This is a genomic window from Streptomyces kronopolitis, assembly GCF_050953795.1.
Taxonomy (GTDB): Bacteria; Actinomycetota; Actinomycetes; order Streptomycetales; family Streptomycetaceae; genus Streptomyces; species Streptomyces kronopolitis_A.
The window spans coordinates 6,091,855-6,114,006 of sequence record NZ_CP191850.1; the positions used below are offsets into that span (position 1 = coordinate 6,091,855).

18 protein-coding genes are annotated in these 22,152 nt (G+C 71.6%); 12 read left to right on the forward strand and 6 right to left on the reverse strand.

Annotation, left to right across the window (positions count from 1 at the left end):
* The first annotated feature begins 68 nt into the window (after positions 1-68).
* Positions 69-2,945, forward strand: a complete 2,877-nt coding sequence (locus tag ACQP17_RS26985) for a vitamin B12-dependent ribonucleotide reductase (RefSeq protein ID WP_433858577.1) — start codon at positions 69-71, stop codon at positions 2,943-2,945.
* A gap of 218 nt (positions 2,946-3,163) precedes the next feature.
* On the opposite strand, the gene ACQP17_RS26990 is transcribed toward ACQP17_RS26985, so the two are convergent.
* Positions 3,164-3,685: a TerD family protein gene (locus ACQP17_RS26990; protein ID WP_433858578.1), complete on the reverse strand. Its 522-nt coding sequence runs from the start codon at positions 3,683-3,685 to the stop codon at positions 3,164-3,166.
* A 413-nt stretch (positions 3,686-4,098) separates the two neighbouring features.
* Here ACQP17_RS26990 and ACQP17_RS26995 point away from each other — a divergent pair, with 413 nt between their 5' ends.
* Complete coding sequence (locus ACQP17_RS26995; protein ID WP_433858579.1) at positions 4,099-4,704, forward strand: YdbC family protein; 606 nt, start codon at positions 4,099-4,101, stop codon at positions 4,702-4,704.
* Between the two features lie 12 nt (positions 4,705-4,716).
* Here ACQP17_RS26995 and ACQP17_RS27000 read toward each other — a convergent pair whose 3' ends face one another.
* Positions 4,717-5,463 carry a TetR/AcrR family transcriptional regulator C-terminal ligand-binding domain-containing protein gene (locus tag ACQP17_RS27000; protein WP_433858580.1) on the reverse strand — a complete coding sequence of 249 codons (747 nt, stop codon included), beginning with the start codon at positions 5,461-5,463 and terminating at the stop codon, positions 4,717-4,719.
* A 250-nt stretch (positions 5,464-5,713) separates the two neighbouring features.
* On the opposite strand from ACQP17_RS27000, the gene ACQP17_RS27005 reads away from it, so the two are divergent.
* From ACQP17_RS27005 to ACQP17_RS27020, 4 genes are all read left to right on the forward strand, one after another.
* The gene (locus ACQP17_RS27005) at positions 5,714-6,373 is read left to right on the forward strand and encodes a histidine phosphatase family protein (RefSeq protein ID WP_433858581.1); all 660 of its coding nucleotides are present in this window, start codon (positions 5,714-5,716) and stop codon (positions 6,371-6,373) included.
* 11 nt (positions 6,374-6,384) lie between these two features.
* Positions 6,385-7,293 (forward strand): ADP-ribosylglycohydrolase family protein, encoded by a 909-nt coding sequence (locus ACQP17_RS27010; RefSeq protein WP_433858582.1) that lies wholly within the window; start codon positions 6,385-6,387, stop codon positions 7,291-7,293.
* A 320-nt stretch (positions 7,294-7,613) separates the two neighbouring features.
* Positions 7,614-8,315, forward strand: coding sequence for a ribonuclease HII (locus ACQP17_RS27015; protein WP_433858583.1), 702 nt, complete (start codon positions 7,614-7,616; stop codon positions 8,313-8,315).
* Positions 8,316-8,381: 66 nt separating this feature from the next.
* A complete protein-coding gene (locus tag ACQP17_RS27020) occupies positions 8,382-9,032 on the forward strand; it encodes a hypothetical protein (RefSeq protein ID WP_433858584.1) in 651 nt (216 codons plus the stop codon).
* Between the two features lie 138 nt (positions 9,033-9,170).
* Here ACQP17_RS27020 and ACQP17_RS27025 read toward each other — a convergent pair whose 3' ends face one another.
* Together ACQP17_RS27025 and ACQP17_RS27030 are read right to left on the reverse strand one after the other, a co-directional pair.
* Positions 9,171-9,926, reverse strand: a complete 756-nt coding sequence (locus ACQP17_RS27025; protein ID WP_433858585.1) for a hypothetical protein — start codon at positions 9,924-9,926, stop codon at positions 9,171-9,173.
* Between the two features lie 221 nt (positions 9,927-10,147).
* Positions 10,148-12,313 (reverse strand): RecQ family ATP-dependent DNA helicase, encoded by a 2,166-nt coding sequence (locus ACQP17_RS27030; protein WP_433858586.1) that lies wholly within the window; start codon positions 12,311-12,313, stop codon positions 10,148-10,150.
* Positions 12,314-12,438: 125 nt separating this feature from the next.
* On the opposite strand from ACQP17_RS27030, the gene ACQP17_RS27035 reads away from it, so the two are divergent.
* The 4 genes from ACQP17_RS27035 to ACQP17_RS27050 all read left to right on the forward strand — a co-directional run bounded on the left by ACQP17_RS27035 (position 12,439) and on the right by ACQP17_RS27050 (position 18,859).
* Complete coding sequence (locus tag ACQP17_RS27035; protein ID WP_433858587.1) at positions 12,439-14,016, forward strand: DUF4192 domain-containing protein; 1,578 nt, start codon at positions 12,439-12,441, stop codon at positions 14,014-14,016.
* 272 nt (positions 14,017-14,288) lie between these two features.
* A complete protein-coding gene (locus tag ACQP17_RS27040; protein WP_433860016.1) occupies positions 14,289-16,223 on the forward strand; it encodes a glycogen debranching N-terminal domain-containing protein in 1,935 nt (644 codons plus the stop codon).
* Between the two features lie 48 nt (positions 16,224-16,271).
* On the forward strand, positions 16,272-17,036 hold the full coding sequence (locus ACQP17_RS27045; RefSeq protein WP_433858588.1) for an NUDIX hydrolase: 765 nt from the start codon (positions 16,272-16,274) through the stop codon (positions 17,034-17,036).
* An 821-nt stretch (positions 17,037-17,857) separates the two neighbouring features.
* Complete coding sequence (locus tag ACQP17_RS27050; RefSeq protein ID WP_433858589.1) at positions 17,858-18,859, forward strand: FadR/GntR family transcriptional regulator; 1,002 nt, start codon at positions 17,858-17,860, stop codon at positions 18,857-18,859.
* A 34-nt stretch (positions 18,860-18,893) separates the two neighbouring features.
* On the opposite strand, the gene ACQP17_RS27055 is transcribed toward ACQP17_RS27050, so the two are convergent.
* The gene (locus ACQP17_RS27055; protein ID WP_433858590.1) at positions 18,894-19,016 is read right to left on the reverse strand and encodes a hypothetical protein; all 123 of its coding nucleotides are present in this window, start codon (positions 19,014-19,016) and stop codon (positions 18,894-18,896) included.
* 240 nt (positions 19,017-19,256) lie between these two features.
* On the opposite strand from ACQP17_RS27055, the gene ACQP17_RS27060 reads away from it, so the two are divergent.
* Positions 19,257-20,816 (forward strand): RNA polymerase sigma factor, encoded by a 1,560-nt coding sequence (locus ACQP17_RS27060; RefSeq protein WP_364881153.1) that lies wholly within the window; start codon positions 19,257-19,259, stop codon positions 20,814-20,816.
* 135 nt (positions 20,817-20,951) lie between these two features.
* On the forward strand, positions 20,952-21,761 hold the full coding sequence (locus ACQP17_RS27065; protein WP_433858591.1) for a serine protease: 810 nt from the start codon (positions 20,952-20,954) through the stop codon (positions 21,759-21,761).
* A 123-nt stretch (positions 21,762-21,884) separates the two neighbouring features.
* On the opposite strand, the gene ACQP17_RS27070 is transcribed toward ACQP17_RS27065, so the two are convergent.
* Positions 21,885-22,115, reverse strand: coding sequence for a DUF7455 domain-containing protein (locus ACQP17_RS27070; protein ID WP_003981845.1), 231 nt, complete (start codon positions 22,113-22,115; stop codon positions 21,885-21,887).
* Positions 22,116-22,152: the final 37 nt, after the last annotated feature.

Genomic DNA, 22,152 nt, shown 5'->3' on the forward strand with positions numbered 1-22,152 from the left:
CAAGACATACACCGTGCCACGGAATGAGTGCGCACATATGGGCGTTTGCCCGTATACAGGGAGGCGGAATGACAGAGACGACGAGCGGCCCGGCACGAGGCTCCCGCGCCAAGGGCAGCAAGGCGAGCAAGGGTCTGCGTATCGAGCGCATCCACACCACACCCGGCGTGCATCCGTACGACGAGGTGGTGTGGGCGTCTCGTGACGTCGTCATGACCAACTGGCGCGACGGCTCGATCAACTTCGAGCAGCGTGGCGTCGAGTTCCCCGAATTCTGGTCGGTGAACGCGGTCAACATCGTCACGAGCAAGTACTTCCGTGGCGCGGTGGGGTCCCCGACCCGTGAGGCCAGCCTCAGGCAGCTGATCGACCGCGTGGTCAAGACGTATCGCAAGAGCGGCGAGGAGAACGGTTACTTCGCCTCCCCGGCGGACGCCGAGATCTTCGAGCACGAGCTGGCCTACGCCCTGCTCCACCAGGTCTTCAGCTTCAACTCGCCGGTCTGGTTCAACGTCGGCACCCAGCAGCCGCAGCAGGTCAGCGCCTGCTTCATCCTCTCCGTCGACGACTCCATGGAGTCGATCCTCGACTGGTACAAGGAAGAGGGGATGATCTTCAAGGGCGGCTCCGGCGCAGGCCTGAACCTCTCCCGCATCCGATCCTCCAAGGAGCTGCTCTCCTCCGGCGGCAACGCCTCCGGTCCGGTCTCCTTCATGCGCGGCGCCGACGCGTCCGCCGGAACGATCAAGTCGGGCGGCGCCACCCGCCGCGCGGCCAAGATGGTCGTCCTGGACGTGGACCACCCGGACGTCGAGGCCTTCATCGAGACCAAGGTGAAGGAGGAGGAGAAGGTCCGCGCGCTGCGCGACGCGGGCTTCGACATGGACCTGGGCGGCGACGACATCACGTCGGTCCAGTACCAGAACGCCAACAACTCGGTCCGCGTCAACGACGAGTTCATGAAGGCCGTCGAGACCGGCTCGAAGTTCGGGCTGCGCGGCCGGATGACCGGTGAGGTCATCGAGCAGGTCGACGCCAAGGGGCTCTTCCGCAAGATGGCGGAGGCCGCCTGGGCGTGCGCCGACCCCGGCATCCAGTACGACGACACCATCAACCACTGGCACACCTCGCCGGAGACGGGCCGGATCACCGCGTCCAACCCGTGCAGCGAGTACATGCACCTGGACAACTCCTCGTGCAACCTCGCCTCGCTCAACCTCCTGAAGTTCCTGCGCGACGACGACCTGGGCAACCAGTCCTTCGACGCCGAGCGCTTCGCCAAGGTCGTCGAGCTGGTCATCACGGCGATGGACATCTCCATCTGCTTCGCCGACTTCCCCACCCAGAAGATCGGTGAGACCACCCGCGCCTACCGCCAGCTGGGCATCGGCTACGCCAACCTCGGCGCCCTGCTGATGGCCACCGGCCACGCCTACGACTCCGACGGCGGCCGCGCGCTGGCCGGTGCCATCACTTCCCTGATGACCGGCACCTCCTACAAGCGCTCCGCCGAGCTCGCCGCGGTCGTCGGCCCGTACGACGGCTACGCCCGCAACGCGGACGCCCACAAGCGCGTCATGAAGCAGCACTCCGACGCCAACGGTGTCGCCACGCGCATGGACGACCTGGACTCCCCGGTCTGGGCGGCGGCCACCGAGGCCTGGCAGGACGTGCTGCGCCTGGGCGAGAAGAACGGCTTCCGCAACGCGCAGGCCTCCGTGCTCGCGCCGACCGGCACCATCGGCCTGATGATGGACTGCGACACCACGGGCGTCGAGCCGGACCTGGCCCTGGTCAAGTTCAAGAAGCTGGTCGGCGGCGGCTCCATGCAGATCGTGAACAACACGGTCCCCAAGGCGCTCAAGCGGCTCGGCTACCAGCCCGAGCAGGTCGAGGCGATCGTCGCCCACATCGCCGAGCACGGCAATGTCGTCGACGCCCCCGCGCTCAAGCTGGAGCACTACGAGGTCTTCGACTGCGCCATGGGCGTCCGTTCGATCTCCGCCATGGGCCATGTGCGCATGATGGCCGCCGCGCAGCCCTTCCTCTCCGGAGCGATCTCCAAGACGGTCAACGTCCCGGAGACGGCCACCGTCGAGGAGATCGAGGAGGTCTACTTCCAGGGCTGGAAGCTCGGCCTGAAGGCGCTCGCGATCTACCGCGACAACTGCAAGGTCGGCCAGCCGCTCTCCGCCAAGAAGAAGGAGGAGGAGAAGAAGGCCGAGCCGGTCGCCGAGAAGAAGGTCGTCGAGTACCGCCCGGTGCGCCGCCGCCTGCCCAAGGGCCGTCCCGGCATCACCACCTCCTTCACGGTCGGCGGCGCCGAGGGCTACATGACCGCCAACTCCTACCCGGACGACGGTCTCGGTGAGGTCTTCCTGAAGATGTCCAAGCAGGGTTCGACCCTCGCGGGCATGATGGACGCCTTCTCCATCGCGGTGTCGGTGGGCCTCCAGTACGGCGTGCCGCTGGAGACCTACGTCTCGAAGTTCACCAACATGCGCTTCGAGCCGGCCGGCATGACGGACGACCCGGACGTGCGGATGGCGCAGTCGATCGTCGACTACATCTTCCGTCGCCTGGCGCTGGACTTCCTGCCGTTCGAGACCCGCTCGGCGCTCGGCATCCACTCCGTCGAGGAGCGCCAACGCCACCTGGAGACCGGCTCGTACGAGCCCTCCGAGGACGAGGTCGACGTCGAGGGCCTGGCCCAGTCGGCACCGCGCCAGATCGAGTCGGCCCAGGAGCCGGCCCCGGCGGTGAAGATCGTCGAGGACGCCGCCGCACCGGCTCCCCAGCAGGCGCACACCAACGCCGAACTCGTCGAGATGCAGCTCGGCATCAACGCCGACGCCCCCCTGTGCTTCTCCTGCGGGACGAAGATGCAGCGGGCCGGCAGCTGCTACCTGTGCGAGGGCTGCGGCTCGACCAGCGGCTGCAGCTGAGCAAAGGGGCGGCCGTGCGGGAGGTGTTCTCCCGCACGGCCGCCCGCCCGGGCTGCGAAGGCCCGGGGAAGACGGAGGGGACCGGCCGGGCGCCGGTCCCCTCCGTCGTGCGTGCCGGGGAATGCTCGGCCGGCGTTGTGGTGCATCCGGCGGCGCGCCCCGTGGGAGCGGGCCGGCTCATGCCGCCGCTGGGTGGGGGAGCGGCAGCGCCGTCCCGTTCAGTGACCCATCACCGAGACGAACGTGTCCGGGTCGGCGTCGAAGCCCCGGAGGCCGGGGCGGAAGCGCCATTTGCCCGTCTCGTCCCGGGTGAATTCGGCCACCGTCGCGGCGGTCGCCTCCGCGACCGAGGCGAAATCGTCCTCCGCCAGATCGGTGTAGCCCTCGCGGATCCGTACATGGGTGCTCGGCACGTCACCGAAGATCTTGCGGCCCTCGCCCTGCTGGATGGCCACCCCGACGAGGACCCGGGAGTAGGCGTCGGACAGCCGGTCCAGCTCCAGCGTCATGATCTCGTCGGCGCCGAAGCCCTGGCCGGTCCTGCTGTCCCGGTTGAGGGTGATGGTTCCGTCGGGCGACCGGCTGTCGAAGGCCACGAGGTAGGCCGGGTCGCCGTGCGGCGCGTCGGCCGGGTACGTGGCCGCGACGATGTCGAGGTCGTTGTCCGGTGTCCCGAGGGGACTGGGGTCCCACTTCAGAGTGACCTCGACCTTTTCGATGCCTTTGTTGAGCGTGCTCACCGGGCTTCCCCTCCTTCGTCTCCCGGGGACGCGGCCCGGCCGCGTAAGGAGGACTCGGACGGCTCCCCAGGACTTCCCGTTGCGGGACCATCGTGCCACGCCCGTCGGCTCCTGGGCGGAAGCAACTTTCCCTGGTCGCAGGCGATATGGAGGTCGTCCGGATGGCTGGAAAACGCCCTCCGGAGTCCGGCCCGACCACCCGATGACCTCTTTGCCCGGCGGAACCGGAGAGGCTCCCGTGGGGCGTTCGGTTGCCCCCTCGCGTCCATGGGAGGTGTGGGCTCGCGGACGCCGGGACGACGCGGTGGTGACCACTGCGCACGCCCATCGGCCCGTGTCCGCATGGAAGTTCGGGGTGGTCGGAATGTGACGCGCAGTGATTCCGGTTCGCCCACGGGCCGTACGATGGCGCGGTGCTTGTCAAGTGGATTCGCCTCACCGTCGTGGACCGTCGTGGGTTCGAGCGGGGGCAGCGGAAATGGGCGGGGCTGCTGGGTGAGCCGGGGTTCCGGGGGCAGGGCGGCGGGTGGAGCCGGGCGAGGCCGGGCGTCGCGCATCTGGTCGCCTTCTGGGAGAGCCGGGCGTTCTACGACTCCTTCATGGCGCGTTCGCACGACCGGCTGGCGGCCGCCCAGGTCGGCACCTACAAGGACGCCCAGGTGCGCCTGTTTGAGCACGAGTTCGACGTTAAGGTGGGCTTCCGCCCGTCGTTCGGCGAGGTGGACGTGCTGCGGCTGGCGCACTGCCAGGTGTATCAGGAGCGGGTGGACCACTTCATGCTGATGCAGGAGAAGGTCTGGAACCCGGCGATGGCGGGCTCACCCGGGATGCAGCGCGGGATGCTGGGGCGCGCTCCGGGCGAGGAGTTCCTGGTCCTGTCCATGTGGCAGTCGTCGGCCGAGCGGGGGAAGTACCGGCCCGAGCGGGTGGAGCGGCTGGCGCTGCGGGCCCAGATAGCCGCGGACGTCCGGGCCATCGCGGGCGACGTGGTCGAGCTGGAACCGTCATGGACGGTGTGAGCGGCGGCCCGTTCAGGACTCCGTGCCGCGCCCGGAGCCGGCGGCCTCGCCCGTGGCGCTGCCGGCGGTGAACGCCCCGGCGTGGGCCGCGGCCAGGGTGGCCGCCGCGGCCTGGTCGGCCTGTACGGCCCCGACCGGCTCCCGGGTGATGAACAGGCGGAAGAAGAGCGGCGCGGAGACCGAACGGACCAGCGCGCCGGCGTCGATCGCGTGGTGTGGGGGGCTGGTGTGCGCCGGGCTTACCGGTGCGGCATCCGGGGGAGCGGGCAACTGGCCGCGTCGGGCGGCACGTTCGACGAGGACCTCGCACCGCGCGAACCGCTCGGTGTAGTAGGCGCGCAGCGCCGTGGCCGCCCGCTCCGACTGGAAGCCGGCGGCGATCATCGCGGAGCCCGACGCGGCCACCGCGGGGTCGGCGAAGGACGCGACGACCTCGTGGGCCAGGGCGCGCAGATCGCCTTCCAGGGACCCGGTGTCGGGCGGGGTCCAGGTGTCCTCGCCCGCGAGGTCCAGGGCGTCCACCACCAGGCCCTCGACGTCCTTCCAGCGGCGGTAGAGCGTCGTTTTGTGCACGCCGGAGTGCTCGGCGACGTATTCGACGGTCAAGCCCGGATAGCCGTACTCGGTGAGGCCGGCCAGTACGGCGTCGCGGACGGCGGCGCGGGTACGGGCCGTGCGGCCGCCGGGGCGCCGGGTGCCGGGGGCGGGAGCGGAGCCGTCGGCCGGGTGCCGGTCGCCGCTCGCTACGTCGTCAGTCAAAAGCTCATCCCTTGCGTTAGTGCGCCAGCCGTGCCATGCTCATCGTAATGCAACATGCGTTGCGTTTGTTGGGGGGTGGGCATGGCGGAGGACTGGTGTGGGGGAGGGGCGCCCGGATCCGGGGCGCGCGGACCGTGCGGTGCACGACATCATCGCGGAGCCGGAACGGGGTGCGATACGCCATGGTGAAGTCGGCGTGTGGCGGCGCCGGGGTGCGGCGGGTGCAAAGCGGGCGAATTACGCTGGCGGCATGGCTCGGCCCCGACGCATCGTCCTCATCCGCCACGGAGAGTCGGAGGGGAATGTCGACGACACCGTCTACGAGCGGGAGCCCGATCACGCGCTCTCGCTCACCCCGGCCGGGCTGCAACAGGCTGAGGAGGCCGGCGGCCCGCTGCGGGAGATGTTCGGGGACCAGCGGGTCTCCGCCTATGTCTCGCCCTACCGCCGCACCCACCAGACCTTCCGGGCGCTCGGTCTCGATCCCGCCAGGGTGCGGGTCCGCGAGGAGCCCCGGCTGCGCGAGCAGGACTGGGGGAACTGGCAGGACCGCGACGACGTCCGGCAGCAGAAGGCCTACCGGGACGCCTACGGACACTTCTTCTACCGCTTCGCCCAGGGCGAGTCCGGGGCCGACGTCTACGACCGCGTCGGCGCGTTCCTGGAGAGCCTGTGGCGCAGCTTCGAGGACCCGGACCACCCGCCGAACGTCCTGATCGTCACGCACGGGCTCACCATGCGGCTGTTCTGCATGCGCTGGTTCCACTGGACCGTGGCCGATTTCGAGTCGCTGTCCAATCCGGGCAACGCGGACCGGCGCACCCTGCTGCTCGGCGAGAACGGCCGCTACACCCTTGACCGGCCCTTCGACCGCTGGTGTGAACCCGAGCCCTACGGGGCCACCGGTTAGAGTGCACACCGATGACCCTCGACCACCGTGACGCAGACCGCCGTGAGCGGGCCCTGGCCAGCCTGCGCGGGCTGGCCGTGGGCGACGCCCTCGGCTCCCAGTTCTTCGTCCCGGCCCACTACCCCTCCCTCAAGCGCCGTGAGCTGCCTCCCGCCCCCTGGCAGTGGACCGACGACACGGAGATGGCCTGCTCCGTGCTGGCCGTGCTCACGGCGCACGGGCGGATCGACCAGGACTCCCTCGCCCGCTCCTTCGCGGATCATCACGACTTCGACCGTGGCTACGGTCCGGCGGTCAACCGCATGCTGCGGCTGATCCGCGAGGGCGGCGACTGGCGGGAGCTGGCGTCCGGGCTCTTCAACGGCCACGGCTCCTGGGGCAACGGAGCCGCCATGCGCATCGCTCCCCTCGGTGCCTGGTACGCCGACGACCCCGAGCAGGCCACCCACCAGGCCGAGATCTCCGCCTACACCACCCACCAGCACCGCGAGGCCGTCGTCGGCGCCATGGCCGTCGCCGCCGCGGCCGCCCTGGTGGCCGACCCGGCCCGCGACCTCGGCCCCGAACAGCTGCTGGACGAGGTGCTGGCGCTGATCCCGCGCAGCGCCGTACAGGCCGGTCTGCGCCGGGCACGCGACATGCTCGACTACGCCGACTCCGGCACCGTCGCCGCGGTGCTGGGCTGCGGACGGCGCACCAGCGCCCACGACACCGTGCCCTTCGCCCTCTGGGCCGCGGCCCGGCATCTCGGCAACTACGAGCGGGCCTTCTGGGCCACTGCCCACGCCGGCGGTGACGTCGACACCACCTGCGCCATCGTCGGCGGCATCGTCGCCGCCGGACGGGCCGGCGCCCCGCCCGAGTCATGGCTGGCCGGCACCGAATCCCTCCCCGCCTGGGCCCCCGTCCACAGCGACTGATCACCGCCACACCGCGGCCCGGCCTGCCCGCCGCGAGCCGGCCGTCCGCGGCTCCGCCCGCCCGCCGCGCCCCGACCGTCCGCGGTCGTTCCGGTCTCCCTGCCTCCCTCCCAACGGACGGCTGCAGGCCGCGAATTCGGCGTCGGCGGCGGCGTGCGGCCCACGCGGGAGCGGTGTGTGACGCACTCCGCGCGGGCCTCCGGACACCCGTCGGCAGCAGTGCCGGCCCGCTCCGCCCGCACCTGCTCGGATATCGTTTTCCGCCGGGTCGGGATCCGGTGCGGACGGCTGGGCCGAATAGGCGTAACCTTGCTGGCGCCATGCCGTACGAGCCCCCCACCCACACCGTCGAGCGATCATTGCGCGCCACGACGGGCGCCAAGATCGTTGCAGGTGTCGACGAGGTCGGACGCGGAGCGTGGGCCGGTCCGGTCAGCGTCTGCGCAGCGATCACCGGTCTGCGCCGTCCGCCCGACGGACTCACCGATTCCAAGCTGCTGACTCCCAAGCGCCGTGCCGAACTGTGCGAAGTTCTCGGCGAATGGGTCACGGCCTACGCCCTCGGGCACTCCTCGCCCGAGGAGATCGACGGGCTGGGCATGACCGCGGCACTGCGGCTCGCGGCCGTCCGCGCCCTGGTGGCGCTGCCGGTCCGGCCGGACGCGGTCATTCTCGACGGCAAGCACGACTACCTGGGCGCGCCGTGGCGGGTCCGCACGGTCATCAAGGGTGACCAGTCCTGCATCGCGGTCTCCGCCGCGTCCGTGATCGCCAAGGTGCGGCGCGACGCGATGATGGCCGAACTGGGGCTGGGCTACACCGACTTCGACTTCGCGGCCAACGCAGGCTACCCCTCGCCGACCCATCGCATCGCCCTGGAGGAGTACGGTCCCACGCCGCACCACCGAGTGTCGTGGTCCTACATGGACGCCCTGCCCCGGTGGCGGCATCTGAAGAAGGTGCGCATCACCCCCGAAGCAGCCGCTCTGGAAGCCGGTGGCCAACTCGGCTTCGATTTCTGAGCGGTGCGGACATCAATTCGGTACCCGATGACGTGTTCCGCACTTACGTTTGATAGACATCCCTTTATGCCTCTCATCCCCGAGGAGCCTCAGATTCACGAGAGTGTCCCGGGTCCCCGCGCAACTGCGGCCGCAGGCCGTACCGCGCCGACCCCCCGTCCTGTTCCTGGCCCCGGTCCCCGCCCCGCTCCTCCGCGTGGCGCTCCGGCGGCCAGCGTCCGTCCGGGCAAGCCCGGACCTGCTGCCCCGCCGCGTGGTCCTGTCGCCGCTCCGCCGGCGCAGCGCACCGGCTCCCCGCAGCCGCCGGCCGGCACGACCGGCAGCGCTTCGGGAGCGCAGCTCCAGCTGATCCCGGCGCCCGCCGCCGGCGCCGCCGACGCCGCCGACGAGGCCGTCGACCTGCTGCTGGACTCCGGGCGAGCGCCGGGCGAAATCCTGGTGCTGACCACCGGCGAGACCCACCCGTGGGCCGCGCATGAGCTCACCTTCGGCGAGGCTTCGTACTGGGCCCAACACGACGCCGCTGACGATGTGTTCTACGCGGACGCCGCTGCCGGGCGGGCCACCGGCCGGCCCGTCGTGGTCGTCGCCGTCAACGGTGGTTCGGACGAGGTCACCGGGACGGCACTGCCGGCCGCGATGGCCCGCGCCGGAGCGCTGCTGATCGTCTGCGGTGACCCGGAGCGGATCACGGCCGTCCTCGGCGCCCACGCCTGACCCTGTCGGCCAGCAACAGCCCGTCGGTCCTCAAGGCCGTCGGGCTCGCTTGCGTGTGTGTCGTGCGGCCCGGCCCGCCCGTGGTGGCGGCCGCCCCTGCCCCGTGTGGGGACCAGGGGCGTGCCCGCTCGGGTCGCTTCAGCGCGCCGCCGTGTGCCGGTGCGCTTCCGGGGCGCCGCCTGCGCGTCGCGGCAGCGGCCGGTTCTGCATGACGGCAGCGTTCGCGCCGCTGCGTGGCGCCTCCGGCCGCGCAGCCGTCATGCGGCGCGCCTCCGTACGCCCGGTGTCCGTACGCCCGGTGTCCGTACGCCCGGTTTCCGTACGTCCGGCGTCCGGACGGCGCGGTTCGGGGACCGGCAGATCCATGGAGGGCGGCCTGGGGCGGCGCCCGCCGCGGCCCTCTCCCAGCACCTGCCAGCGCTCCGGGGTCAGCGTGATGTACGCCCCGCAGCGGAGCCCGTGCAGGGTGCAGGCATCGCGCAGCCCCCACATCCACGCCCCGTCCGTCTCCGTCCAACGCGGCTCGCCCTCACGGCAGTAGAGCAGTACCGCGGTCCGCACCGGGGCCCGCAACCGCAGATCGTGCGGGATCACTCGACGCAGGTGCGCCAGCAGCGCATTGCGGAACTCCCAGCCGTCGGGCACGGCCGCGAGCTCGGTGAACGAGGCGCTGGCCGTCACCCTGTCGTGCGCGTCGAGCACCGCGACGATCGCCGTCGACGCCCCCGGGCGATGCCGCTCGTGCAGTTCGGCGACGACCTCACGGGGATTGCGCAGCAACGGGATCCCGGCCGAGGCCCATTCGGCGGGCACCAGCATCCGACCCAGTCGCGCGGCGGACTCGGCGGACGCGGGCAAAGACACATGCGGGGGCGGAGCGAAGCCGAAGGTCATGTTCCTCCCTTCGTCAGGCGTCCACGCGTCGGGCGGTGACCGGGCACCAAGGCGCACCACGGCACGGCGCGGCCTGACCACGGACGGCCGGTGGGGGAAGCATTCCAATTCTTCCCGTCGTACACGCATGCGGCAACGAGCAATTCCCGCCGGTGCCGGGAATGACCCGGTAGATCACCGATGTACTTGCCCGCCAGGGCCCCGCCCGTGCCGTATCGCTCCTACCCCTGTACGGCGAGGACCAGCGGAAACACTCCCTCAGCGCCCGCCCTGCGCAGCAGCCGGGCGGTCATGGCCAATGTCCAGCCGGTGTCGGCGTAGTCGTCCACCAGCAACACCGGGCCGCCCGCCGACGCCAGGGCCTGCGCCAACTCCGGCGGCACGCTCAGTGAACCGTGCAGCGCCCGCAGCCGCTGAGCGCTGTTGCTGCGCGGAATCCGGCCCTCGGCGCCGTCGTCCCCCGAGGCCACCGTGCCCAGAAACGGCATCCGGCCGACCCCGGCGATCCGCTCGGCCAGCGACCGGATCAGCTGCGGGCGGCTGCGCGAGGAGAGCGCGACGACACCCACCGGGCGGGCCGGCGCCTCCGCCGCGCCCGACGCCCAACCGCCCGGGCCCTTGGCCCAGTCGGCGAGCACGGTGACCACCGCGGCGGCCACATCGTCGGGCACCGGGCCGTCGGGTGCCTGCGGTGCGAGCATCGGCCGCAGGCGGTTGCCCCACCCGATGTCGGAGAGCCGGCCCAGGGCCCGTCCCGTCGAGGACAGCTCGCCCGCGGGGATGCGCCCCTTGAGGTCGACGCCGACGGCCGGCAGCCCCGTCGGCCACATCCGCCGTGGCTCCACCTCCACCCCAGGGCGCCCCAGCTCACCGCGTGCCGCGTCCAGCGAAGCGGCCGACACCTCGGCGCTGAACTGCGCCCCGGCGCAGTTGTCGCAGCGACCGCAGGCCACCGCGGCCTCGTCGTCCAGCTGCCGCCGCAGGAACTCCATCCGGCAGCCCGTCGTGGTGGCGTACTCCCGCATGGCCTGCTGTTCGGCCTCGCGCTGGCGCGACACCCATGCATAGCGCTCGGTGTCGTACGACCACGGTCGGCCGGTGGACGTCCAGCCGCCCTTGACGCGGTGCACGGCGCCGTCCACATCGAGCACCTTGAGCATGATCTCCAGGCGCGAGCGGCGCAGTTCGACCTGCGGCTCCAAGGCGGGCAGCGACACCGGCCGGTCGGCGGCAGCCAGTACGTCCAGGGTCCGGCGCACCTGCTCCTCGGGCGGGAAGGCCAGCGACGCGAAGTACTTCCAGATCGCTTCGTCCTCACGCCCCGGCAGCAGCAGCACCTCGGCGTGCTTCACCCCGCGCCCGGCCCGGCCCACCTGCTGGTAGTACGCGATGGGCGACGACGGTGACCCGAGATGCACCACGAACCCCAGATCGGGCTTGTCGAATCCCATGCCCAGCGCGGACGTCGCCACCAGCGCCTTGACGCGGTTGGCCAGCAGATCGTCCTCGGCCTGCTGGCGGTCGGCGTTCTCCGTCTTACCGGTGTACGACGAGACCGTGTGCCCCCGGTGACGCAGGAACGCCGTGACCTCCTCGGCGGCTGCGACCGTGAGGGTGTAGATGATCCCCGAGCCCGGCAGCTCGTCCAGATGGTCCGCGAGCCAGGCGAGCCGGTGTGCGGCATCCGGCAGTGGCAGCACGCCCAGGCTCAGGCTCTCCCGGTCCAGCGGCCCGCGCAGCACCAGCGCCTCGGTGGAGCCCTCGCCCGTGCCCAGTTGCTCGGCGACATCGGCCGTCACGCGGGCATTGGCCGTGGCGGTCGTGGCGAGCACCGGCACACCGGGCGGAAGGTCGGCGAGCATCGTGCGCAGCCGCCGGTAGTCCGGTCGGAAATCATGGCCCCAGTCGGAGATGCAATGCGCCTCGTCGACCACCAGCAGACCGGTCGCCGCCGCGAGCTTGGGCAGTACCTGATCACGGAAATCGGGGTTGTTGAGGCGCTCGGGGCTCACCAGCAGGACATCGACCTCACCGGCCGCCACCTCGGCCTGGACGGTGTCCCACTCCTCGGTGTTGGACGAGTTGATCGTGCGCGCCCGGATCCCGGCCCGCGCGGCGGCCTCGACCTGGTTGCGCATCAGCGCGAGCAGCGGGGAGACGATCACGGTCGGCCCGCTGCCGCGCTCGCGCAGCAGCGCCGTCGCGACGAAATAGACCGCGGACTTGCCCCAGCCCGTCCGCTGCACGACCAGCGCCCGGCGGTGGTCGGCCACCAGCGCCTCGATCGCCCGCCACTGATCCTCGCGCAGCCTGGCCTCGCCGCCGGGATCGCCGACGAGTCGGGTCAGGACGGCATCGGCGGCGGCACGCAGATCATCGTTGCTCATGCCTCCATGCAACCCGATGCCACTGACAATGCGCGAACCCCCGCCCGAACCTGTGGACAACTCGCTCCCCCGCGAGTTATCCACAGGGGTCGCGGCGCGACGGCCCGCCGCGAGATCTTCGGGCCATGAATCCGCACAGCGAACCGAGCAAGCGCACCACCGACAGCGATTCCCCCGCTCAGCCCGCCGCCCCGACCCCTCCGAACGCTCCCGGCCCGTCCGAACCGCCGGCTTCCGCCGACTCGCACCGCGCACCCGACCCCGCTCCGCCCACCCGCTCCGCAGAAGATTCCCGCTCCCTCGACTCCGCCGACACCACCAACCCCGCGAATTCGTCTACTCCCTCCGATCCCGCGCCTTCCTCCGCCCCCGCCGACGCGGTCCCGGCGCCGCCCGCCGAGGCCCAGGTCACGCTGCGCAGCCCGGCCGAACTCGCCGACGCCCTGCCGTATCTCATGGGCTTCTACCCGGACGACAGCGTGATCTTGGTCGCCCTCCACGGCGACCGCGGGCGCTTCGGCGGCCGGGTCCGACTCGGCATCCCCAGTGACACCGCACAGTGGCCGGATGTCGCCGACCAGCTCGCCGACTGCCTGGTCAACGCGGGCAAGGACCGTGACGCCCGGCCCGAGGCGATCCTCGTCTACCTCTGCCAGGAGCCCGCGCGGGGCGAGAGCGGCAAGGACGTCAAGGACCGGCTCCGCCCGCTCGCCCAGCGGCTGCGTACGGCCTGCGGCGCGCTCGACGTACCGGTCCTGGAAGCCCTGTGCCTGTCCAACGGCCGCTTCTGGTCCTACTGCTGCCCCGACTTCCGGTGCTGCCCCGCCGATGGCACTCCCATGGTCATGCCCGGCACCTCCGTGATGGCCGCGGCCGCCGCCTACGCGGGCATGCAGGTACGCGGCTCGCTCAAGGAGATGGAGGCCCGGCTGACGCCCCGTACGGGCAGGCGGGCCGCGGAACAGGAGAAGACGCTGGACACGGCAGCCGGCGCGCTGGTGCCGCGCATGCTCGAACGGGACGGTGCGGCGGCCGTCCGGAAGCGCACCCTCGCCCTGGCCGCAGCCATGATCCACCGGTTCCGTCAGGACACCCCCTCGGGCAGCAACCGTGCCCGGGACGCCTGCGACGACGCGCTGATCACCGATGCCGAGGCCGCCGATCTCATCCTTGGCCTCCAGGACCGCGTCACCCGCGACCGGGCGGCGGAGTGGATGGACGGCTCCGTTGCCGCACCGGCCCTGCGGCTGTGGCGCGCACTCGCCCGCCGCTGTGCCGGAGGCTATGCGGAGCACGCGGTGGCGCCGCTCACCCTTGCCGGCTGGGTCTGCTGGTCCACCGAGGACGGGCCGTCGGCGCGCGTCGCCCTCGGCAGCGCCCTCTCGCTCGACCCCGAATACACCTTCGCCCAGCTGTTGTACCGCGCCATCAACGAAGGCCTCGATCCGGAGCCGCTGCGCCGTTGCCTGCGTGAGCAGAACCAGGAGGTGGGGAACGCCGCCGACGGTGCGCCCGCGCCCGACGCCGCATCCGCACCCACCACCGAGGGGACACGACGGCCGGCCGGGCGCTCCGGGCCGGCACGTCGCGGACCGGCCCGCCGCCTCCGCGGACCACGCGGCAACACGGGCCCGGGCACCCGTTCGACGGACGGGCGCGGCAGGCGCCGGACCGGCCGGGACGGCGACCGGAGCCGGCGGTGAACACGCCATGGCTGCGCGGCCGGCGTGACCTGGGCGCCGGCCGGGCCGTTCACCTGAGTGGCGTAGGCCGTACGAAGCCCCGACCTCACCAGGGAGCGCACAGCGTGCCAGGCATCGTCCCCCTCACTCATCAGCTTCCTCGGTCGACCGGCGAGCGGCGTTCAGTGCCGCCCCGGCCCCCGCAACCACAGCCCGTGCACTCCTCACTCGTCTGTGTCGCCCTCCCGGCCCTCGCGGTGTCCCCGCCCTCGGGGCAGTTGACCGGCCAGGGCATGGACGGCTTCTATCGCGACGGACGGCGGATCCTCTCCCGCTGCGAACTCCGGGTCGGTGGCGACGAACCACTGGTCGTCCAGGGGCGGTTGAACGGCGCGGACCGGGCCCGGTTCCTCGGGGTGATCCGCAGGGTGGGAGAGCGCGGACCCGACCCGGACATCCGGGTGGAACGGCTGCGCTCCGCCGACGGCACCGAACGGATCACCTTCCACAGCAGCGCGCCGCGAGCCGTCCGGCTGCCGGTGGAGCTCCATTTGGGAACGGACCTCGCGGAGCTCGGGAGCGTCGCCGTGGGTCTGCCCGGTCCGGAACTGAGAGCCACGGTCCACGGCTCCGGGCTGCGCTGGTCCGGGCCCGGGATGCGTGCGCTGGTGACCGCGTCGCCCACGCCCCAGGACGCGCTCGCCTCAGCGGGCCTGCTGCGCTGGGACCTGGAGCTGCCACCAGGCGGCCGCCGCATCATTGAGCTGGTCACCGCGCTGGAGCACGACGAGGGCGGTTCAGCAGGCCGGCGGCGCCCCGGCACGGTCCTCATCCCGGGCCCGCGCACCGGACCCGGGGTCGTGCGCACCCGCAGCGCCCGGCCCCCGCGGCCCTGGACCGCGGCCCGCCTCGAATGCGACGACCACCGCGCCGACGCGCTCATGGCGGCCGCCCTCGACGATCTCCACGGCCTGGTGATGCGAGACCCGGCCGCCCCCGCGGACACGTTCGTGGCCGGCGGGTTCCCCTGGCGCTGCGGCCTTGCACCCGTCGAGGCCCTGTGGACCGCCCGGATGCTGCTGCCCCTGGGGACCCGGCTCGCCGCGGGCACGCTGCGGATGCTCGCGCGAAGCCAACAAGCCGCACCAGGGGCGGATTTCGGCCGAATTCCCGGCCCGCTCCGGGATGCCGGACCGCATGCCCCGCCGAGCTGCACCGGCGTCGAAACAACCCTGCTGTTCCCCACCGTCCTCGCGGAGGCCCGCCGCTGGGGGCTCCCCGACCACGAGACGGAGCAGCTGCTGCCCGCCGCGGAACGCTGCCTGGGATGGCTGCGGACCGTCACCGACGCACCGGCCGGCGGCCGCGGCGGCTACGTCCCCGACCCCGCGCCCGGCGGACCGTACCGCTGCGAGACCCAGGCCCATGCCCATCGCGCGGCCCTGCTGGGCGCCGACCTCCTCGAAGCCACCGGATCGTCCGACGCGGCGGCACTGCGGGAGTGGGCCGCCGACCTGCGCGCCCGGTTCCGCACGGACTTCTGGTGCGAGGACGGCGCCGGCGGCCGCCCCGCCGCCCTGCTCACGGCGGACGGGCGCCCCGTCCCGCAGCTCGGCTCCACCACTGTCCACCTCCTCGACACGGGGCTGCTCGGCGGTGGAGCCGTGGCTCCCGGCCTGCTGGACGCCATCCAGACCGACCAGCTGGCCAGGGCGTTGGAGAGCCCCGCCATGGACTCCGGGTGGGGCCTGCGCGGAATGGGCACCAAGGAGAGCGGCTACAACCCGTTCGGCCACCGCAGCGGTGCGGTCCGTGTCCACGACACGGCGATCGCCGCCGCCGGACTGGCCGAGGCCGGTCACGAGCAGGCAGCCGGGGCCCTGACCAGGGGCGTCCTCGACGCGGCGGACAGCTTCGCGCACCGCCTCCCGGAGATGTACGCGGGGGAGCAGCGCACCGCCGGCGGCGTCCCCGTACCGCATCCGGCGGCCTGCCGCCCCAGTGCGGTGGCGGCTGCCGGCGCGGTGCACATCCTGATCGCTCTCGCCGGTCTGCGCCCCGATGTCCCGGGCGGGACGGTGTCCCTGCGCCCCCTGCGCACCGCCCCGCTCGGCGCGATACAGCTCACCGGCCTGAGCGTGGCCGAGCAGCCGTTCGCCGTACGGGTCAGCAGGCTCGGCATGGGGATGGTGGAGACGGCAGCGGAGGGTCTGCAACTGGGCTCGTGAGGTGCCGTGGGACCTGTTTATCGTCAGGCGGACGACTATGATCACGCCATGCCTCCCTACGACCCGTCGGCCTTCCCGCCCTTCGCCGTCACTGTCGACCTGGTCGTGCTCACCGTGCGCCGCCACGCCCTGTGTGCGCTGGCCGTGCGACGCGGTGAGCCGCCGTTCCAGGGCCGCTGGGCCCTGCCCGGCGGGTTCGTCCGGGCCGACGAGGACCTCGAGGGCGCGGCCGCGCGGGAGCTCGCCGAGGAGACCGGGCTGCACGCCCACTCCCCGGCCGGACCGGCCCCCGTGTACGGCGCGCACCTCGAACAGCTCGCCACCTACGGCGACCCCAAGCGGGACCCGCGGATGCGGGTCGTCAGCGTCGCGCATCTGGCACTCGCCCCCGACCTTCCCGCTCCCCGGGCCGGTGGCGACGCCCACAGTGCGCGCTGGGCGCCGGTGGACACCCTCCTGGAGCAGGACGACGCCCTCACCCGCGAGGGTGAGATGGCAGCTCCGCTCGCGTTCGACCACGCCCGGATCCTGGCCGACGGCGTCGAGCGGGCCCGCTCGAAGATCGAGTACTCCTCGCTCGCCACGGCGTTCTGCCCGCCGGAGTTCACCGTGGGCGAGCTGCGCCGTGTGTACGAGGCGGTCTGGGGAGTGGCGCTGGACCCCCGCAACTTCCACCGCAAGGTGACCGGGACCCCCGGCTTCCTGGTGCCCACCGGCGGTACGACGACCCGTCAGGGCGGCCGCCCCGCACAGCTGTTCAGGGCCGGTGGAGCGACGCTGCTCAACCCGCCGATGCTCCGCCCCGAAGTCTGAGGTGTCGCACACAAGGCGCGATATCAGAGGGCCGGGCTTCACCCACGGTGACACGACGAGCCGTCAAGATTGAACCATTACGAGAAAATAGGACATATCGCGGGTATCTTGGCCGGGTGAGTCCTTACGTCGCCCCAAGAACTCCCGGCCGGCCTCACGCCCCACGAGGGGCGCCCGGCCCGCCGCCGTCGCGCCCGTCGGTGAACCTCGCGACCGGCGACAGGTCTTCGTCGATGTCCCCGGAGGTGTGACTCCGCGCGGCCGCGATCTCCCAATGCGACGGTGACGGCCCGTCCGGGCTGTAGCCGAGATCTCGAGCGCAAGCCCCGGCCGCCCCCGCATCCCGGGTCCCTGGGGTGGCGTGCTTCGGCATGCCCCATGTTCGCCGCGGTGTGGAATGGCCTGCCCTCGTGGCAAGTTGGACGGAGTGTGGACCGGGCGTGCCCGAGTGAAAAGAGGGACCGGTGAGGTATTCCGTTCCGCCTCCGCCGGATTGCCGGAGAATTCCCTTCAGTTTCCGGTGAGGCGGCGCCGTCACCTGCCCTTCGGTGCCCGCGTCAAGAGGTCGTTCGGAATTGACCAAAGGACGCCGGTTCGTGATGCGGTTCACGAGTCAACCAGCAAGCGGGGGAGGGGTGTTGCTGTGTCGTCCCTGGCCTGCGGTGATGCGCGCCCGGCAGGGTGTGGCTGACCCCGCTGATCGAGTAAGGCATATGTTTTGGCCCCCTGTTGTTATGGCCGCTGCCCATAACTCGCCGCAGAGAGCGCATTTCTTTCCGATAAAGCGTCAATTCGGGGATGGGGGGCGATCACCCTTTCGTGTGCTTTTCACCAAAGACCTCAAGGGTGTTCAGAGTGTCGCCGACAACAGATGCGTGAGTACCCTTGCGCACACCATGATGACCGCGGCTCGCCCCGGCGACACCGGCCTCGCAGGCCCGGGCGAGCTTGACCGCTACCCCTACGCCAACGCCGGCAACGCCGCGAACGCCGCCAGCGCGGCCGGCCAGGACCGTGCAGAGCGCGTTTCGCAGGTCTGGGACGGCTCCGAGGCAGACATCGGCCGGGTCGGCCGTCGCGCCGCCGGAAGTCGCGGACGAGGCCTGCACGGCCAACTCGTCCAGCAGCTCGGCCAGATGATCGTCTCCGGCGATCTCGGCGCCGACCGCCCGCTCGTCCCCGAGGAGATCGGCCAGCGCTTCGAGGTCTCCCGCACCGTCGTCCGTGAGTCGCTGAGAGTCCTCGAGGCCAAGGGCCTCGTCAGCGCCCGCCCGAACGTCGGCACCCGGGTGCGCCCGGTGAGCGACTGGAACCTCCTCGACCCCGACATCATCGAGTGGCGGGCCTACGGGCCGCAACGCGACGACCAGCGCCGTGAGCTGTGTGAGCTGCGCTGGACGATCGAGCCCCTGGCCGCCCGGCTCGCCGCGGGCCACGCCCGTGAGGACATCCAGCAGCGGCTCGCCGACATGGTCGAGATCATGGGCCACTCCGCGGCCCAGGGTGACACCATGACGTTCTCCCGCGCCGACGCCGAGTTCCACTCGCTGCTGCTCCAGCTCGCCGGCAACCGCATGCTCGAGCACCTCTCGGGCATCGTCTCCGCCGCCCTCCATGTCTCGGGCGGCGTCGCGGGTGGCTGCGAGCGGCCGGTCGAGACGTCCGTGGGTCAGCACATGCGGGTCGTCGACGCCATCGGCTCCGGCGACGCCACGGCTGCCGAGTCCGCGATGCGCCAGCTCCTCGCCGCCCATGGCGAGCCCGCCGGACAGGGCTCCGGGACGCCCGCCGACCACGTCGTCCCCGCGCCCCGCGAACACTGAAGGCCCGTACCCGACCGCGTACGGGCCGTGGGCGTCACGCGGCTGCCGTGCCCTGCACGCCCTCCGGGCGGGGCACGCCGCACGCGGCGAAGGCGCAGAAGATCGCCGGATCCGGACCGTCGACCGGATCCGGCGAGAGGTCTCGGGAGGGTTGCATGTCATATGACTGGGAATGGGTCGTTATGGGGTGTGACTCGGGCCACGCAGATTGGGCGTAACACTCTTCAGGGAAGCGCGATGACTTAAGAGGTGATAGCCGAGGAGGGAATAAGAGCGGCGTGAGAGACGCTGTTCAACTCCCCGGTTGCCCCTGCGCCGTCGGTCCATCCCCACCGGCGGTCGTCGGCTCCGATCCACAGTGGACGGGGTCGGAAGCCGTTTCCATCGTTCCGAGAGGTTGTTCGTGTCGGCCAGCACATCCCGTACGCTCCCGCCGGAGATCGCCGAGTCCGAGTCTGTGATGGCGCTCATCGAGCGGGGAAAGGCAGATGGGCAGATCGCCGGCGATGACGTGCGTCGGGCCTTCGAGGCTGACCAGATTCCGCCAACCCAGTGGAAGAACGTTCTGCGCAGCCTCAACCAAATCCTCGACGAGGAGGGTGTGACGCTGATGGTCAGTGCCGCAGAGGCGCCCAAGCGCACCCGCAAGAGCGTCGCAGCGAAGAGTCCGGCGAAGCGCACCGCCACCAAGACCGTCGCGGCGAAGGCCGCCACGGTCAAGAAGACCACCGCAGCCGCGTCCTCCGCCCCCGTGGCGGACCCGTCGGCCGGTGAGTCCGAGTCCGCGCCCGCGAAGAAGGCAGCGGCGAAGAAGACAGCCGCCAAGAAGACTGTCGCGAAGAAGACGACGGCCAAGAAGGCCACCGCCAAGAAGACCGCGTCCAAGAAGGACGTCGACGAGCTCCTCGACGAGGACGTGACCGAGGAGACGCCGGCGCCCGGCAAGGGTGACGCTCCCGAGGCCGCCGAAGGCGCGGAGAACGCCGGCTTCGTCCTGTCCGACGACGACGAGGACGACGCCCCCGCGCAGCAGGTCGCCGCGGCCGGTGCCACCGCCGACCCGGTCAAGGACTACCTCAAGCAGATCGGCAAGGTCCCGCTCCTCAACGCCGAGCAGGAGGTCGAGCTCGCCAAGCGCATCGAGGCCGGCCTGTTCGCCGAGGACAAGCTGGCGAACGCCGACAAGCTCGCACCCAAGCTCAAGCGTGAGCTGGAGATCATCGCCGAGGACGGCCGCCGGGCGAAGAACCACCTCCTGGAGGCCAACCTCCGTCTGGTCGTCTCCCTGGCCAAGCGGTACACCGGCCGCGGCATGCTCTTCCTGGACCTGATCCAGGAGGGCAACCTCGGTCTGATCCGTGCGGTCGAGAAGTTCGACTACACCAAGGGCTACAAGTTCTCGACCTACGCGACGTGGTGGATCCGTCAGGCCATCACCCGCGCCATGGCCGACCAGGCCCGTACGATCCGTATCCCCGTCCACATGGTCGAGGTCATCAACAAGCTCGCGCGCGTCCAGCGCCAGATGCTCCAGGACCTGGGCCGCGAGCCCACCCCGGAGGAGCTGGCCAAGGAACTCGACATGACCCCCGAAAAGGTCATCGAGGTCCAGAAGTACGGCCGCGAGCCGATCTCGCTGCACACCCCCCTGGGTGAGGACGGCGACAGCGAATTCGGTGACCTCATCGAGGACTCCGAGGCCGTCGTCCCGGCCGACGCGGTCAGCTTCACGCTTCTGCAGGAGCAGCTGCACTCGGTTCTCGACACCCTCTCGGAGCGGGAGGCCGGCGTCGTCTCGATGCGCTTCGGCCTCACCGACGGCCAGCCCAAGACGCTGGACGAGATCGGCAAGGTCTACGGCGTCACGCGTGAGCGGATTCGTCAGATCGAGTCGAAGACCATGTCGAAGCTGCGTCACCCGTCGCGTTCCCAGGTACTGCGCGACTACCTCGACTAGTCCGGCCCGCCCGGCGACGTCATGGAGCCCGGTCTCTCCTTTCGGAGGGGCCGGGCTCGCGCATGTCCGGGTGCGCGGGGCGAATCTTGGCGTCACTCTGGGTGTGCGTGCACTGTCCCGGAGTCAGGAGTCCGTATGCGTCCGTCCGCCCACGCTGCCCTTGCAGCCCTCGCGCTGGTTCTCGCCCTGCCGGCGCCGGCGGCCGCGGACGGGTCGGTGATCGGTGGCAGACCCGCGCCGTTGTCGCACAGCCCGTGGGCGGTCGCGCTGGCCTCGCACGAGCGCTTCGGGATCCAGCGCTCCGGACAGTTCTGCGGCGGCGTGCTCGTCGGGCACTCGACGGTCGTGACGGCGGCGCACTGCCTCAGCGCAGAGGTGCTGGGCGTCCCCTGGCGGCAGGTACGGGACCTGCGGATCGTCATCGGACGCGACAACCTCAGCGGTGGCGGCGGCCAGGAACTCAAGCCCGCGAGGGTCTGGGTCAATCCCCGCTACAACACCTGGACCAACGACGGTGACATGGCCGTCCTCACGCTGGCCAGGCCGGTCCCGAACCGGCCCATCGTGGTGGCCAGGCGGCACGACAGCGCCTACCGCCCGGGCAACGCGGCGACGGTCTACGGCTGGGGCGACACGACGGGGGGCGGCAGCTACGCGTCACGGCTGCGGGCGGCGCACGTCAACGTGCTGCGCGACGCGGTCTGCGCCCGTGCCTATCCGGGCAACGCCGACGGCAAGTACCGTGCGCGGTCGATGATGTGCGCAGGGGAGCCGACCGGCGGACGGGATGCCTGCCAGGGGGACAGCGGCGGGCCGCTGGTCGTCCGGGGGCGGCTGGTCGGGCTGGTGTCGTGGGGGACCGGCTGTGGACAGGCGGGCAGTCCAGGGGTCTATACGCGCGCCTCGGCGCTGCTTCCGGCGGTATCCGCACACGGGGCAGGCTGAGCCGCGCCGGGGGCTCTCAGGCCCGCGTGCGGGCGCACGACTGCGGGCGGCCTCCCGGTGGTGCCGGGTGGCCGCCCGCGGTACGGCGCTGTGCCGCTGTTCGCTCGTCGTGGATGCGAAGTGTCAGCGTTCCTCATCGGACGCGGACGCCGGAGAAGCGGTGAGCCGCTCCGTCTCGTCCTGTATTTCCGCGGCGATCTTCTTGAGTTCTGGCTCGAACTTGCGACCGTGGTGGGCGCAGAAGAGCAGTTCTCCGCCGGACATCAGGACGACGCGCAGGTATGCCTGGGCGCCGCAGCGGTCGCAGCGGTCAGCGGCCGTCAGCGGGCTCGCGGGTGTCAGAACAGTAGTCACGTCGCCTCTTCTCTAGCTCGACGAGCTGTCGTACCAG